This is a genomic window from Parafrankia colletiae, assembly GCF_001854655.1.
Classification (GTDB): domain Bacteria; phylum Actinomycetota; class Actinomycetes; order Frankiales; family Frankiaceae; genus Parafrankia; species Parafrankia colletiae.
Genome location: NZ_MBLM01000126.1, coordinates 1 through 15,166, shown reverse-complemented (window position 1 = coordinate 15,166; position 15,166 = coordinate 1). Strand labels below are relative to the sequence as shown.

Here is a 15,166-nt window from a genome sequence, read left to right as displayed (position 1 = left end):
AACGCCGCGGCGGCCCGCCCAATAGTTACGATCCGGGTACGGATGGCTGCCGGGGGGACGCCCGCCTTGGTGCCCGTGCCGTGCCTGTCTGACCCGGACCGGAGGTGCCCACATGACCAGCCCGTCATCGCAGCCGCTGCTGCGGGAGGTCATCGACATCCCCGAGCGGACGTCCGACAGCGACTTCGTCCTACGGCTCACCGAGGGCGTCACCGACGTCCAGGCAACACTGCGCGACTATGTGATCACCGACCGGCTGGTCGGGAACTTCGACGAGGCCCTGGGGCTGATCGCGCAGGCGGTGAGCACGCGGACGTCCAAGGGCGTGTACCTGCACGGGTCGTTCGGGTCCGGGAAGTCGCACTTCATGGCGGTGCTGCACGCGCTGCTGCGCGGCGAGCCGGCCGCCCGCACGCTCGACGAGCGGCTGACGGACGTCCTCGGCAAGCATGACGGGGAGCTGGCCGGCAAGAGGTTCCTGCTCGTCCCGTTCCACATGCTGGGTGCGAAGTCGATCGAGCAGCGGGTGCTCGGCGGGTACGCAGATCATCTGCGTGCGCTGCACCCGGGGGCGCCGGTTCCTGCGGTGCACCGGGCCGAGGCGCTGCTGGCCGAGGCGCGCAGCGTGCGGGCGAAGGTCGGCGACGCCATGTTCCTCGGCGTGCTGAACCAGGCCGGTTCCAGCGGTGCCGGCACCGCCAGCGCCGACGGTGGCGCGGCGCCCGCGGTGTCGGCGGGGGACGAGGAGGACGAGTGGGGTGACGACACCTCGTGGACGTCCGCCGACCTCGACGCCGCCCTCGCCCCACCGCCCCCCGCCGGCATCGGCGGTTCCGCCGGCGTGGGTCACGCTGCCGGCGCCGACAGTGCGGGCGACACGGAGCACGCGAAGCTCCGCCGCCGGCTGGTCTCCGACCTGCTCACCACCTGGTTCGCGAACACGTTCCGCGACCTGCGGGAGGACGCCGACGGTTTCGTCTCCCTCGACGCCGGGCTCACCGAGATCGCCCGGCACGCCCAGGATCTCGGCTACGACGCCGTCGTGCTGTTCCTCGACGAGCTGATCCTCTGGCTGGCGAACAACATGGGGGATTCGGCGTTCGTCTCCCGGGAGGTCCAGAAGGTCACGAACTTCGTCGAGGGCGGGCTCGGCGCGCGGCCGGTGCCCGTCGTCAGCTTCATCGCCCGCCAGCGGGACCTGCGCGAGCTCGTCGGCGAGTCGATCGCGGGGGATGTGCGGCTGTCGTTCCTCGACGTCCTCACTCTCGCCGACGGCCGGTTCGACAAGATCGTGCTGGAGGACCGTAACCTGCCGCTCATCGCGAACCGGCGGCTGCTGCGGCCGCGGGACGCCGACGCCGCGGCGGCCGTCGCGCGGGCGTTCGAGACGACGGCGAAGGTCCGTGTCGAGGTGTGGGACACGATGCTCGGCGGCAGCTCCCAGCTCGGCGCCGACCGGGACGCGTTCCGGCTGTCCTACCCGTTCAGCCCGGCGTTCATGGACACTCTCGTCCACGTCTCGTCCGCGCTGCAGCGCAACCGGACGGCGCTCAAGCTCATGCGCCAGCTGCTCGTCGACCACCGCGACGACCTGCGCCTGGGCCAGGTCGTCCCGCTCGGTGACCTGTGGGACGTCATCACCCGCGGCGCCGACACGCCGTTCACCGACGTCCTCAAGGCCGAGTTCGACGCGGCGCAGAAGCTGTACGCCCGCAAGCTGCGGCCCTACCTGCTCGACGCGGAAGGCCTCGACGAGGACACCCTCGCCAGGGTCCGTCGTGCCCAGAGCGCTGGCCCCGGCTCCGGCTCCGGCAGCGCGGCCGGTACCGGCAGCGCGGCCGGCCTCGATCCGGCGCTGGCGACGAAGGTCCGCCGGTTCACCGCGGACGACCGACTGGTCAAGACGCTGCTGCTGTCCGCGCTCGCGCCCAGCGTGCCGGCGCTGCGGAACCTGACCCCGCGGCGGCTGTCGGCGCTCAACCACGGCAGCATCACCAGCCCGATCCCGGGTGGCGAGGCGGGGCTCGTCGGCAAGAAGGTCGAACGCTGGGCCGGCCAGTTCGGCGAGATCAAGTTCCTGCCGGTGCAGGGCGGCGACCCGGGTGTCGGCCTGGAGCTCGTCGACGTCGAGGTCGACAGCATCCTCAACTCGGCCGTCGCCTACGACAGCGCCGGCAACCGGCGCTCGCTGGTGAAGCGGCTGCTCGTCGACGAGCTCGGCGTCACCGTCACCGGGGACGCCTACGGCGACCGGCTCGACCTCGTCTGGAAGGGCAGCCGGCGCAGCGCCGAGGTGATCTTCGGGTCGGTGCGCGGGCAGGAGCTGCGCGACGACCAGCTCGCCCCGGTCGACCCCGACGCGTGGCGGATCGTCCTCGACTACCCGTTCGACGACACCGGAGACGGCCCGGTCTACGCGCGGGCCCGCGTCGAGCGGCTGCGCGGTGCCGGCGCCCAGTACCGGACGGTGTGCTGGATCCCCGCCGACCTGACCGCCGCCCGGCTCACCGACCTGGGAATGCTCGTCCGGCTCGACCATCTGCTCGCCGGCGGCGGGCACCGGTTCGACAGCCACGCCCAGCACCTGAGCGCCGACGACCGGCAGCGCGCCCGCGGCGTGCTGAAGAGCCGCTACGACGCGCTGCTGACCAAGACCCGGGCGGTGCTGCGCTCCGCCTACGGCCTCACGTCCAAGGACGAACAGGACGTCACCGCCGACTACAGCGACCATCTGCGTGCGCTGTGGCCGGGGCTGAGCCCGGCGCTGCCGCTCGGTGCCTCGTTCCGCGAGGCGGTGCGGCGCATCGTCGGTGACCTGCTCGCCGACCAGTTCCCCGGTCATCCCGACCTCGACCCGGACCGGACCGGGACGCCGGTCAAGCCCGCGGAGCTCAGGCTCGTCCTCGGCTACGTCACGAAGGCGGCGGAGGCCGACGGCGGGTCGGTCGAGGTCGCCCGGGGCGACCGGGTCCCGATGCGGCGGATCGCGCCGGCGCTCGGGCTCGGGGTGATGCACGAGGTCCGTTTCGAGCTCGGCCGCGACTGGGCCGACCACTTCACCCGCCGCGCCGCCCAGACGTCCGCCGGCTCGGGCACCGCGGGCCCTGGCACCGTGGGCTCGGGTCCAGCGGGCTCGGGAACCGGTGGCGAGGGGCCGGGGGAGCTGCGGGTGGCTGACCTGCTGACCTGGATCGACGAGCCGAAGCCGCGCGGTCTTGAGGACAACGTCGCGCACCTGATCGTCGCTGCCTTCGCCGAGCAGACCGATCGGGCCTGGTACCGCTACGGCGGCCTGCTCGCCACCCCGCCCGAGCTCACCGCGGTCACCCGGGACATGACGCTGCGCGAGCAGCCGTTGCCCGCCCTCGCCGACTGGGAGACGGCGTGTGCGCGCGCCGAGGCCCTCTTCGGGGTGCCGCGGCCGGCCTTGCGTCGCGGCCGGCTGCTGCGCGGCTTCGCCGACGACATCGTCGCCCGCGCGCGCCCACTCCGGCCGGCGAGCCAGGAACTGGTCGACGTCCTGGAGGAACGCGCAGTCGACCTCGGCCTCGACCCCCGCACGGGGCTGGCTGCCGGACGCGAGAGCGCGGCTGCCGAGGGCGCGGCTGCCGGGAGTGCGGCTGCCGGCAGTGAGGCCGGGGCCGGCGACGGGGGGCGGCTGCGGTCCGCGCGGGCCGCGCGCGATCTGCTCGCCGCGCTCGACGGTGCCGGGACGGGGGCGGCCGTCGTCGAACGGCTCGCCCGGGCGGACCTGGCCGTCCCGGCGAAACAGCTCGCCGCCACCCTCAGCCGCGCCGGTGCCGTCGCCGCCGCGGTCAGGACCGCGCCCTGGGACGAGACGTTCGCCGTCATCGTCGGGCTTGCCGAGCCGTACCAGACCGAGGCCCGCGCGATCCTCGGGCAGATCCACGCGGCCGGCGTCGCCGACGAGCTGATCACGCCGCTAGCCCCGGCCCTGCGCACCGCGAGGGTCGAGGCGACCGCGCTGCTGCGCCGTGCCACGTCGTCGCGGTCCCTCACCACCGGCGAGACCGAGCGTGTCCCGCCGCAGGGGGAACGCGAGCAGGGCGGCGGCGACCCGACCGGCGGCTCCCGCGACACCGACCCGGCCGGCCTCGACGATGCCGTCAGGATCCGGGTCCCTGGCCGCGACGGCATTACGGGCGGACGCGGAGTCGAGCCCGGCAGGAGCGGCGGGCACAGTGGCGACGGCGAGCACGGCGAGCACGGCGAGCACGGCGGGGGCGGCGGAGGGGTCGTGCGGACCCTGCCGATCCGCGCAGGGGAGGCAGACCGGGCGCTCGCCGAACTGCGCGACCTCATCGGCGGACGTCCCGGCGAACTCCAGATCATCTGGAGGCCGGCGACATGACCGTCCTGTCGCGTCCCGCCGGCCCCGGCGGTAACGGCGGCCTCGGTGGTCCGGCTGGAACAGGCGCTCCGCGGATGACTCCGGCGATCGTCACCGGCCGGGTCTCCCGGCTGCGGCGGGGCGGGCAGAACGGCCGCGGCGGCGGGCCGCGCATCCTGCTCGTCCGCGCGCGGCCGGAGTGGACCGGACCGGCCGATCTGGACGTCGGCGGCCGGCCGGTCCGGGTGGTGCCCTGCGTGTCGATGCTCGCCGTACTGGAGGAGATCACACGCTGGGCACGCGACCCGGTCGAGGACGGCTGGCTGTTCCTGCTCACCGACGCCGACGAGGAGACGCTGGGCGACAGTGTCCTGGCGCAGGTTCACCGGCAGCGGGTCGACATCATCGAGCCGTGGCTGGCCGTCCTGGAGGACTTCGGTGCCATCGAGGCCGACTCACGGCTGCGCGCACCGGAGTTCCGGTGGATCGCCCAGGCGCTGCTGGAGGCCCGCCCCGCGACCGGCTGGCCGCRCCGGCCCGGCCGCCAGCTCAGCCGCCAGGACGCGCTGGCGGAGCTCGCCGCCGTCCGGCTCGGCCTGCCCGAGCTGGGCCTCGGAGCAGCCGACCTGGACATCTCCACCCTGCTGCGCTGGACGACCACCCCCGGCGCGACCGACGCGCTGAGCCGGCTCGGCGCGGAGGAACGCGCCGGCCTCACCGCCTACCTGGCCGAGCGGACCGGGCGGCCGGGGCAGGCCCTGTTCACCCTGATCGCCGCCGGGAACGGCGAACGGGCCCTCGCTCTCGGCCTGGTCTGCGACTGCCTCTGGCCCCGCCGCGACCGGGGGCGTGCGTCTGGCCTGGACCCCACTCGCGGCCGGGACGGTGACCCGGCGGGCTGGCCGGCGCGGGCCGGGGAGGACTCCGCCACGATCGCCGCGATCGAGCGGGCCAAGGTGCGGGTCGAGCGGTACTTCGGCGACGTCCGGCTCGACGACACGGTGATGCGTGCGTTCGCCGACGCCGTCCGCGAGGTCATCGTGACGGAGCTGGCGTCGACCCGGCCGGGCGGCGGCCGGGTCGGACTCGACCCCGGCGGCGGCGCGGTGGCCACCCTGCACCCGGAGGACGGGCTCCTGGCCGTGCTGGACGCCGCCGCACGAGTGCTCGCCGACCTGGACGCCCCGTCGGCGGGCGCCGCGAGCGACGTCCTGCGGACGGGGTTCGACCACCGGCTGGCCGCCGTCGCCGACGCCGTTCGCAACTTCGTCGCCAGCGCCGAGTCCGGGGTGGTGCGCGCGCTGCTCGCGCGGACTGCCCGCGACGTGGCGACCGCCGTCGGATCACTGCGCGGCCACCTGCTCGCCGGGTTCGACCGGCCCGAGGTGGAGCGTGCGGTGATGGCGGCCCGTCTCGTCGGCTGGCTGGCCGCCCAGCCCACCGGCTCCCTGAGCGTGGCACCCACCGCATCCGGGCAGGCCCCCGCGGCTTGGTGGACGTCCGGGCCGACGACGCTGGACGAGGCCCTCGACACCTATCTGGACGACGGCGCCTGGGCCGACATCGCGCTCAGCCATCTGGCCGTCGGCACGCCCGCGCCCGCCGTCGGCACCGCCTACACCGACCTCTACCGGGTGGCGTCCCGGCGCCGGCGTGCCCTCGACACAGCCTTCGCGCAGCTCCTCGCCCAGTGGACGGTGACCGGCCGCTCCGCCGGCACCCTGGCCCCGGGCGGTGCCCTGGTGGGGCAGCGTGGGCCGCTGTGCGTCGAGGACGTCCTCGACCGGGTGGTCGCGCCGGTGTTGACCTCCCGGAACGGTCGGGCTCTGCTGGTGGTTCTCGACGGGATGAGCGCGGCGGTCGCCGCCCAGCTTGCCGCCGAGTTGCGCCGCGAGCGGTGGGAGGAATGCGACCCGCTCGGTGCCGCTGGCTCGGGAACGGCCGATCCCGCCCGCCGGCGGGCGGCGCTCGCCGTCCTGCCGACCGTCACTGCCACCTCGCGGACGTCCCTGCTCGCCGGCCGGCTGACCGACGGGGACAAGGCGACGGAGAAGGCCGAGTTCGAGGGACATCGGCGCTGGCGCCGGCGCGCGGTCCGGCTGTTCCACCACTCCGACCTCGCCGGTGAGCCGGGTGTGGCGCTCGACGGGGAGCTCGCCGACGTGCTGACCTCCGACACACCGCTGGTCGCCGTTGTGATCAACACAATCGACGAGACGCTCGACAAGGGCCGGCAGCGCGACGACGGCGGGTGGAGTCTGACCGACGTCCGCCGGCTGCGCGCCGTGCTGGGCTATGCCCGGACGGCCGGGCGGGTCCTGATCCTGACCAGCGACCATGGGCATGTCGTTGACCACGGCAGCCAGTCGCTGGCCGCCGCCGACGCCGTGACCGCCCGCCACCGCACGCCCGGTCAGAACACCCCGGGCCAGGGCGCCGGCCTCCGTGACGGTGAGGTGGAGCTCGCGGGGCCGCGGGTCCTCGCGCCCGGCGGGCGGATCGTCGCCCTCTGGGATCAGGGCCTGCGGTACCGGAGCCGCAAGGGCGGCTACCACGGTGGCGCGTCGCCAGCCGAGACGACGGTGCCGGTGCTGGCCTTCCTGCCGTTCCCCCTCTCCGCGACCTCGGCGGATCAGGATCTTCCACCCGGCTGGCGTCCGCTGCCCGACCAGCGGCCGCACTGGTGGTCGCTGGAGGCGACGGACCTCCTCGGCAGCCTCGGCGGCGGCGACACCGTGCTGGTCGGTCAGCGCTCCTCAGCCTTCGCCGCCGGCTCCGCGCCTGCGGCCACCTCCGCGGAGGGGACGATGCTCGTCCCCCGCAAGCGGCGCCGGACTGTGGAGGAGCAGGTCGRCCCGGCGCTGTTCGATCTTCCCGAGGCGCCGTCGCGCGCCCCGGCGCAGGCAGGCTCGACGGCCGAGGGTTCCTCTGGTGCGGGGCGGGAGGGCGAAGCCCCGGATCCGGTCGACGTTCTCGTCGCCGGGCTGCTGGCGTCCGAACTGTTCCAGTCCCAGCTCGCCGGGCTGGCCCGCCAGGTGCCGGTGGAGAAGGTCGAGGCGGCGGTGCGGGCGCTGGTCGGCGCGAACGGCACCCTGGCGACGAGCGTCGTCGCCGAGCGCGCCCGCGAGCGTCCGGTCCGCGCCGCCGGGTTCGCCGTGACGCTGCAGCGCCTGTTCAACATCGACAACTACCCGGTGCTCGAGCGGATCGACGACGGGCACACCCTGCGCCTCAACGTCCAGCTGCTGCGCGACCAGTTCGGACTGAAGGCTTGACCGCCGCTGAGGTCGGCGTCAGCGCGGCGCGGCGCCGGGACGTCCTCGACGCGCTGCGGCGCGGGGCGGTGCCGGCCGCCGGGCTGGACCTGCTCGCCGTCGGCCTGGACCGGTTCGAGCGTGCCACCATCGAAGATCTCGCCGCCGTCGCCACCGGCGGGTCGGTGTTCAAGGCGGTCCGCGGCGAGTACGGCTCCGGCAAGACGTTCATCACACGCTGGCTCGCCGAACGGGCGAAGAAGGCGGGCCTCGCCACGGCCGAGGTGCAGATCTCGGAGAACGAGACGCCGCTGCACAGACTCGAGACCGTCTACCGCCGGCTGACCGAGCGGCTGACCACGGCGACGTTCCCGCCGAGCGCGCTGCGCCAGGTCGTCGACGGCTGGTTCTACGCACTGGAGGAGGACGTCCTCGCCGTCGACGAGGCGGCGGGCGTCAACGCGGCGGCACTGGACCGCGCCGTCGGCGAGCTGGTCGACCGCCGGCTCGCGGACGTCGGCCGGACCGCGCCCGCGTTCGCCGCCGCACTACGCGGCTACCGGGCGGCACTGGCCACCGGCGACGAGGCGACCGCGGCGGCGGTGCTCGCCTGGCTCGGCGGGCAGCCGCACGTCGCCGCGAGCGCCCGGCGGGCCGCCGGTGTCCGCGGCGACCTGGACCACTTCGGGGCACTCGGTTTCCTGCAGGGGCTGCTCGTGGTGCTGCGCGACAGCGGTTTCCGCGGGCTGCTGCTCGTCCTCGACGAGGTCGAGACGCTGCAGCGGGTCCGGTCCGACGCCCGGGACAAGGCGCTGAACGCGCTGCGCCAGCTCATCGACGAGGTCCACAGCGGCCGTTTTCCCGGACTGTTCCTCGTCATCACCGGAACACCTGCCTTCTACGACGGCACCCAGGGAGTACAGCGCCTCGCGCCGCTCGCGCAGCGGCTGGCGACCGACTTCACCGCCCACCCGAAGTTCGACAACCCCCGGGCTGTCCAACTGCGGCTGGCCGGGTTCACCGAGGCGTCGCTGGTCGAGCTCGGCGGCCGGGTCCGGGGCCTCTACGCGGGCGGTCTGCCCGGTGACGAGGCAGGACGGATCGCGAGGCTCGTCGACGACGCCTACCTCGGCGAGCTGGCCGGCGCGGTCGCCGGGCGGCTCGGCGGCAAGGTCGGCGTCGCGCCCAGGCTGTTCCTGAAGAAGCTCGTCGCGGACGTCCTCGACCGGGTCGACCAGTTCGACGACTTCGACCCCCGCCGCGACTACCCGCTGACCATCGGCGCGGCCGAGATGACCGACCTGGAACGCAACGCCGCCCGCGCCGACGACATCGACCTGGACCTGCCTTGACGGTCGAGCCGACGGCGACCGCCGGGCCAGCGCCGCCTGCCGGGCCGGCCGCGGTCGTTCCCGATGCGGCGGATCTGCTGCACCCGGTGGTGCTGCACCACATCGTGAACACGCTGCAGTGGCCGGGGCTGCGCCCGTTGCAGGAAGCGGCGGTCGCGCCTCTGCTCGCCGGGTCGGACGCGCTGCTGCTCGCGCCGACCGCCGGCGGAAAGACGGAGGCGGCCACCTTCCCGATCCTGTCGCGGATGGCTGCCGAGAACTGGCAGGGGACGTCCGTCCTGTACCTCTGCCCGTTGAAGGCGCTGCTGAACAACCTCACGCCCCGRCTGGCGACCTACACCGGTTGGCTGGGCCGGCAGGCCGCGGTCTGGCACGGCGACGTCCCCGAGAGCCGGCGTGCCCGGATCCGCCGTGAGCGGCCTGACGTCCTGCTGACCACCCCGGAGTCGCTGGAAGCGATGCTGGTCAGTGTCCGGACCGATCACCGAGGCTTCTTCTCCGGCGTACGAGCGGTGATCGTCGACGAGGTCCACGCCTTCGCCGGCGACGATCGCGGCTGGCACCTGCTCGCTGTCCTGGAACGGCTCCGCAGGCTCGTCGCCGCCGAGCGTGCCCCGGCCGCCCCTGCCACCCCGCCGGCCGAAGCGGCAGGGGCGGCGGAGCTGCAGGTAATCGGACTGTCGGCGACGGTAGGAAACCCGGGCGAGCTGCTGCGCTGGCTACAGGGCTCCGGCGCGGGCCGACGTCCCGCCCAGGTTGTCGCCCCTGACCTGCCCGCGGTCCGTCCACCGCAGGCTTTGAGCCCGGCACCACCCGCAGGTGAGATCGAGCTCGACTACGTCGGGTCGGTGACGAACGCGGCGAAGGTGCTGGCGGCGCTGCACCGGGGCGAGAAGCGTCTCGTGTTCTGCGACTCGAAGAAAACCGTCGAGGAACTCGGCCAGGCGCTGCGCGGCCTCGGCGTGACCACGTTCCTCTCCCACGCCTCCCTCTCCGCCGAGGAGCGACGCCGTTCCGAGGAGGCGTTCACCGAGGCCCGGGACTGCGTCATCGTCGCCACCAGCACGCTGGAACTCGGCATCGACGTCGGCGACCTCGACCGGGTCGTCCAGATCAACGCCCCGACGACCGTCGCGTCCTTCCTGCAGCGGCTCGGCCGCACCGGACGGCGGGCAGGAACGACCCGCAACTGCCTGTTCCTCACCCTGACCGAGAGCGCGCTCGTACAGGCCGCCGGGCTGCTGTCGCTGTGGGGGAGCGGCTGGGTCGAGCCGGTCGTCGCCCCGCCGGAGCCGCGGCACATCGTCGCCCAGCAGCTGCTCGCCTACTGCCTGCAGGAGAACCGGATCGGTGACCGGACCTGGGTGGACGAATGGAACGGCCTGGCCCCGTTCGATCGTTCGGCGGAGCCGATCGTGCGCCACCTTGTCCGTGCCGGCTACCTGGACTCCGACGGCGGGATGCTGTTCGTCGGTCCCGAGGCGGAGCGCCGTTTCGGGCACCGGCACTTCTCCGAGCTGACTGCCGTGTTCACCGCCGCGCCCGAGTTCACTGTCCTGCACGGCCGGGACGAGATCGGCCGCACCGACCCCGTCCTGCTCACCGACCCGGTCGAGGGCCCACGGCTGCTGCTGCTCGCCGGCCGCAGCTGGCGGGTCACCCACATCGACTGGAAACGCCGCCGCTGTTTCGTCGAACCGGCGGCCGGCGGTGGTCGGGCCCGCTGGCTGACCTACGGCGATGGCGGGATGTCCTTCGAACTGGCTCGGGCGATGCGGGACGCCCTGCTCGGCGCGGATCCGCCGGTGCCCCTCACCCGCCGAGCGGCGGACCGACTCGAGACCGTCCGCGACAACCACCTCAATGTCGTCCACCAGGGCGGAACGATGATCGTCCGGACGGAGGACCTGACGGACGTCCGCTGGTGGACCTGGGCCGGGGAACGAGCCAACCGCACCCTCGTCGCGAGCCTCGGCGACCTCGCCGATCCCCTTCAGACGCCGAACGCCGCCTACCTGCGCCTGCGCACCGACGTGACCTCGGCTGTGTGGAAGGCGTCGACCGCGGACCTGGCTTCCCGCCTGTGCCTGCCCCAGGTGACCGACGAGGCGCTGGCCGGCCTGAAGTTCAACACCGCCCTGCCCCCACGCCTGGCCGAAGCCACCCTCGCCACCCGTCTTGCGGACCTCCCCGCCGCCACCGCCGTCCTGCGCGAACCTGTCCGTTTCACCGCCCTGGGAGCCTGACCGATCCAGGTGCCGGCGAAGACCAGATCAGGTGGTCGGGCACCGAAGCATTCGCAGCGGACGGTGCGGGCGTGCGCGCGGGTCGGTTGGCTGAGCGGCTTGTGGTGGGTTCTTCGGCGGATTTACCGCCCTCGATCTCTGATACTGGAGACATGGCGGACGACCACCACCTGAACCGCGTAGTCGGGAACGACGACGGGCACGAGCCGCCCAAGGTGATGGTGTACCGGACCGGGACGGAGGGCGGCGTCTCGGCGGGGGTGGAAGGCCCGCCGGATCGACGGATTCTGACGGCTGACGTATGGCACGCCGACGGCGTGATGGCAGGCGACAGAAATGTTCAGAAAAACGTCAGTTATCTTCGGCTGGACGAGCCTCGAGTGACGTGTGAATCAGCTGTCGTGGGTGCGGCGTCGATGCGGGCGTTTTACGCCCTGACCGAGAATCCGGACAGCTCGCTGCGGCGGATGGCGTTTCGGCGGGCACTTACTCGACAGGATGGTCAAGACCTCGTCGCGCGACAGGGAGTGGTATGCGGGACGGTGCACGGCCCGGCCCGGGTGATGTCCTACTCCRTCCGGGTGCGCTCCTCTCGCGGCGTAATTGTAGGTGACCGAAACGTCCAGACAAACCGCTTCAACTATATGCTGAAGGCGCCGACTCTCTCTATTCATGAAATTGCGGCGTGCCATCCAAAGGTGGCTAGCATGGTGGTCCGCCTGGTTGCCCAGCCCGACGACGAGCGACGAATTCGGGCTCTTGGCAGGGAAATTGACCGGGCGGTGCATGGCATTGGTGATCGGCTCTGGTTCGCTCAGGCTGTCCAGGCGGCGCCCGGATTGGGTTGCTGTGCCGGAGTTGTCATCGGTTGCAATAATAGGCAGATCAACACCTCTGAGGTGAAGGTGCGTTCGGTGGACGTCGATCGCGTCATAGAAACACTGAACGAGCAGGCGTTCGATGCCGCCGAGATCCGGCGTCTGGACGCCGAATACGCGCGGCTCGTCGCCCTCCTGGATGGGCCGGCCAGCGACATTACGRCTGATCTCGCCGCCATAGGCCAGGAGGCAGTCACCAACCGGGAACAGTACTTGGAGATCCAGGAGCGCCGCTTGGCGCGGTTTGACGACGAGGCCGTCATCACGCATGGAGACCGGGTCGAGGTGGCCCGGCTGCTCGGCGCCGCGCGGCTGGCGGTTGCGGATCTTACCGAGAGGGTCGGGGTCTGGATTGCCGACGCCAACGACCCGACGTCGGTGTCCGAACCGTCGAAGAGCATCCTTCTCCGTATCGCCGAGGCCCTCGGGCTGATCCGACCGGGCGAACCGCACGCTGACGCGTCGACCCTGGGCACGATCGACCTCACGACGACGCCACCCCGGCCGGATGGGTTCGTTTCATCGGCGCAGGGGGAGCCGGAGCAGCCTGCTGAAGCGTCAGGCCTGGACGTGCTCGGGCTGCCGATCCTGGGGGAGCCCGGCGAGGTCACATTCCCGGACGGGCCGAGCCTGTCCAACGCATGGAGCGACGCGCTCCCGCCCGTAGCGGAGCAGGCCTTTTCGTTGACCTGGGTGGTGGATGCCGCCGACGGGCTGGAACCAGCAGACCCCTGGACAAGCTCAACTCTGCCATCGTGGTCGGTCGTGATGCCACCAACGCTCGCCGACCTGACCAGGCCAGATGACATCGACATCGCCGGGCCAGACGGGATCGACGGGATCGACGGCATCGGCGGTTTCTAGCGGGGCCTTCGCCAAGAGGCGGGGAACTGTCTGCGGAGTTCTCGTTCGAGATCGCGCCGCACCATCGGGGCCAGCTCCGCGCGCAACTCCGCCTTCATACGCTCGATCTCCTCCAGGCGGACCTCTGCCTGCAGGTCGTCGCCCATCGTCCCGCGCAGTTCCTCCTTGAGGCGCTCGCGGACCAGCGCAAGTTCGGTGGCTGACCGCTCGGCTTCCCGTCGGGAGCGGAGCCACGGCCCGAGCTCGATCACCTTCGTCGCCCCGGCGGTCAGGCCGGCGGTGTCAGGACCGGATCCCCCGATGCCGATCAGCCCGCGCAGCTGCTCGGATCGCAGCAGGTGAACGCGGGTGCCGTCCCGGTCGGTCACACACAGGAGCGRCCCGAGCAGGACCGATGCCCGCGTCGCGGTCGCGGCAGCAAGCAGGAGCCCGGCCAAGGCGTCGTCGTGCGATGGCCCGCCGTCCCCGTCCAGAAGCGCGACGTGGTCCTCGATACGGGAGGTGAGGCTGCGGATCGCGGCCTCACCCGGGCCGGAGGTCATCCGCAGCGCGATGGCCCGCCGACCGCCGTCAAGCTGCGGCTCGGAGACGTGAACGATCTCCAGGCCCAGATCGGTTGAGGCGCTCGTATACAGGTCGAGGATCACTTCGCCGTTGGCGTCCGGAGACAGCAGCAGATGGYCCGGTAACCAGGGCAGCGCGGGAGCCACCCCGAAGGTCTGGGCGGCACCGATCTCCCAGGTCGCGCGGGTGAGCTGGGCCTGGGCGCCCGCCAGGCGGGGGAGCACCTCCCGCTCGACGGCCGTCAGCCGGTCGGCCAGATCGCCAACTCGGCGCTGCGCGTCCCCGAGCAGCTCGGACAGTCCGACGACGCGGGCGCCGGCGGTCACCTGCTGCTCCGCCAGCTCCGCGTGGTCCTTCTGGAGCTGGTCAAAGCGCGCCGCCGACCCGTCGACTCGCTTCCCGAGCTCCTCGAACCATGCTGTGATCTTGTCGAAGCGTCCGTCCATGCTGATCAATCGGCCGGCCGTCGTGTCGGGCTGGCTGGCGCGCTTGTCGACGGCGACCAGCTGCGAGCGCAGGGTCGCCAATTCGGTCCGGACATCGGAAAGCAGACGTTGATCGTCCCGCAGCCTTGTCTGGAGTTCCCGGACGATCTGCAGGGCCCAGGTCGCACCGACGACGATGGCGATCAGGACCAGCAGGTAGACGACGAACAGAGCGGTGTTCACGGCGGAGGATCACTCCTGGTCCGGTCGGTTCGGTCAGGCCCTGGGGCATCGGCCATGCGGACGCCCCGAGCCCACGCGGGGTCGATGTCCGACTGGCGGCGGTCAGCGCCCCGGCGCGGCGGGCCCCCCACGGCCGGGCGGTCGGAACTGATCTCGCTGAAGCGGCTGCCCCCGATGCGGCTCGATGCCCGGCCAACGCGATATCGGGGCGTCCTGAGGCTCCAGCCCGGCCAGGCGGCTGGGCGTTCGGGCACGGTGAGTGAGCCGTGGGATCCGGGCGATGCGCCTGGCCGCAACACGACCGCGCTCGTCTCGTTCGCTCTTGATGCCRTCGATCTGCCCGCGCAAGGAGTCGAGCGTGGCCTTGATCGCCGGTATGCGGTCTGTGTGCGGAGAGTCGGGCCGCTGCGCGCGTTCCAGCCGTTTGGCCTGCAGTACCACACACTGTTCGGCCCGCTCGATACGCGCCAGCTCCAGCTCGTCCCGGCGTCGTGCCGCTTCGTCGTTCAACGAGTGGGGCGCGCCGAGCTTGCCGAGTTCGTCCCTGTCGCGGCGGTCATCTGCGTCGAGGAGCGCCAGCTTCGCCCGCGCCTTCGACTCCAGCGCCTCGAGCCGGACCCGGACGATGACCGTTTGGACGTCGACGTCCCGGATCCGGTTCTTCGTGATGGTCGTCTGCCGGTTAGCCGTCCCGATCATGGCGCCCCCGGTCCGCCCAGATCCGGCCGCTAGTGGTGGCCGGCGTTAGTTCGTCGGTTATRCCGCCAGGTCGAAGCGTCGGGCTGTTTTGAGCAGGTCAGCGCGGGTGTAGGTCCAGTCGAACGGCTGGGCATTGTGGTTGTAGCGGGCCTGGAAGGCGWTCACCCGCGCGGCCAGGTCGTCGAGGTCGGTGAAGTCACCGCGGGTGATCGCTTTACGTTGCAGGATCGAGAAGTAGATCTCGATCTGGTTGAGCCAGGACGCGTGCACGGGCAGATGGACGAGGTGGG

The 15,166-nt window shown here is 72.5% G+C and carries 7 protein-coding genes and 1 pseudogene; 5 read left to right on the top strand and 3 right to left on the bottom strand.

Annotated elements, in window-relative coordinates; genetic code table 11:
* The first annotated feature begins 112 nt into the window (after positions 1-112).
* The 5 genes from CC117_RS19055 (at position 113) to CC117_RS37070 (ending at position 12,945) form a co-directional block, all read left to right on the top strand.
* Positions 113-4,372 (top strand): phage resistance protein, encoded by a 4,260-nt coding sequence (locus tag CC117_RS19055; protein WP_071086063.1) that lies wholly within the window; start codon positions 113-115, stop codon positions 4,370-4,372.
* Complete coding sequence (gene pglZ / locus CC117_RS19050) at positions 4,369-7,626, top strand: BREX-2 system phosphatase PglZ (RefSeq protein ID WP_071086061.1); 3,258 nt, start codon at positions 4,369-4,371, stop codon at positions 7,624-7,626. Before CC117_RS19055 ends, pglZ begins: the two co-directional genes overlap by 4 nt.
* Positions 7,623-8,957: a BREX system ATP-binding protein BrxD gene (brxD, locus tag CC117_RS19045; protein WP_071086058.1), complete on the top strand. Its 1,335-nt coding sequence runs from the start codon at positions 7,623-7,625 to the stop codon at positions 8,955-8,957. Before pglZ ends, brxD begins: the two co-directional genes overlap by 4 nt.
* A 74-nt stretch (positions 8,958-9,031) precedes the next feature.
* A complete protein-coding gene (locus tag CC117_RS19040) occupies positions 9,032-11,203 on the top strand; it encodes a DEAD/DEAH box helicase (protein WP_071086173.1) in 2,172 nt (723 codons plus the stop codon).
* 152 nt (positions 11,204-11,355) lie between these two features.
* On the top strand, positions 11,356-12,945 hold the full coding sequence (locus CC117_RS37070; RefSeq protein ID WP_131803092.1) for a hypothetical protein: 1,590 nt from the start codon (positions 11,356-11,358) through the stop codon (positions 12,943-12,945).
* Here the strand turns inward: CC117_RS37070 and CC117_RS19030 are convergent.
* The 3 genes and pseudogenes from CC117_RS19030 to CC117_RS19020 form a co-directional block, all read right to left on the bottom strand.
* Complete coding sequence (locus CC117_RS19030) at positions 12,942-14,177, bottom strand: coiled-coil domain-containing protein (protein ID WP_071086053.1); 1,236 nt, start codon at positions 14,175-14,177, stop codon at positions 12,942-12,944. The genes CC117_RS37070 and CC117_RS19030 overlap by 4 nt on opposite strands.
* A gap of 102 nt (positions 14,178-14,279) precedes the next feature.
* On the bottom strand, positions 14,280-14,876 hold the full coding sequence (locus tag CC117_RS19025; protein ID WP_071086051.1) for a hypothetical protein: 597 nt from the start codon (positions 14,874-14,876) through the stop codon (positions 14,280-14,282).
* A 57-nt stretch (positions 14,877-14,933) separates the two neighbouring features.
* A pseudogene (locus tag CC117_RS19020) lies at positions 14,934-15,166 on the bottom strand (IS630 family transposase); the annotation flags it as partial.